Origin of the sequence: Oceanimonas marisflavi, from assembly GCF_003049725.1 — a bacterium.
GTDB lineage: Bacteria > Pseudomonadota > Gammaproteobacteria > Enterobacterales > Aeromonadaceae > Oceanimonas > Oceanimonas marisflavi.
In genome coordinates, this window is record NZ_QAGM01000093.1 from 1 (window position 1) to 246 (window position 246).

Genomic DNA, 246 nt, shown 5'->3' on the forward strand with positions numbered 1-246 from the left:
CTACGGGAGGCAGCAGTGGGGAATATTGCACAATGGGGGAAACCCTGATGCAGCCATGCCGCGTGTGTGAAGAAGGCCTTCGGGTTGTAAAGCACTTTCAGTGGTGAGGAAAGGTGAGCGGCTAATATCCGCTTACTGTGACGTTAACCACAGAAGAAGCACCGGCTAACTCCGTGCCAGCAGCCGCGGTAATACGGAGGGTGCAAGCGTTAATCGGAATAACTGGGCGTAAAGCGCACGCAGGCG

Annotated in this window: 1 rRNA gene; it reads left to right on the forward strand. The window is 55.7% G+C overall.

Features of this window, described 5'->3' with window-relative positions:
• Positions 1–246 (forward strand): 16S ribosomal RNA (locus DA373_RS16225); the annotation flags it as partial.